Here is a 609-nt window from a genome sequence, read left to right as displayed (position 1 = left end):
CAAGTGTCAAAGCTGAAACTCAAAGTCCAACAGGTAAAGAGTACAACACAAACACACCAGACTTAAAACCAGAAACAATCACAACTGAAAGTGGCAAAGTGTACAAATTAGTACCAGCCCAAACAGTAGGAAAAGAAACAGGTAAAGTAACGGTTGAACCAACAGAAGTAACGTATAAATACGAACTCCAAAAAGGTGATGTAACAGTAAACTATACAGATACTGAAGGAAATGCGATTGAAGGTAAGACAAGTGTCAAAGCTGAAACTCAAAGTCCAACAGGTAAAGAGTACAACACAAACACACCAGACTTAAAACCAGAAACAATCACAACTGAAAGTGGCAAAGTGTACAAATTAGTACCAGCCCAAACAGTAGGAAAAGAAACAGGTAAAGTAACGGTTGAACCAACAGAAGTAACGTATAAATACGAACTCCAAAAAGGTGATGTAACAGTAAACTATACAGATACTGAAGGAAATGCGATTGAAGGTAAGACAAGTGTCAAAGCTGAAACTCAAAGTCCAACAGGTAAAGAGTACAACACAAACACACCAGACTTAAAACCAGAAACAATCACAACTGAAAGTGGCAAAGTGTACAAATTAG

General features: G+C 37.4%; 1 protein-coding gene. It reads left to right on the top strand.

Features of this window, described 5'->3' with window-relative positions:
* Positions 1–609 (top strand): MucBP domain-containing protein (locus SK629_RS10845; protein ID WP_200872351.1); only part of this gene is annotated, 609 nt, incomplete at both ends.

Source organism: Streptococcus mitis (assembly GCF_000722695.1).
GTDB classification, from domain to species: domain Bacteria; phylum Bacillota; class Bacilli; order Lactobacillales; family Streptococcaceae; genus Streptococcus; species Streptococcus mitis_O.
This window is presented reverse-complemented; position numbering and strand designations above follow the sequence as displayed.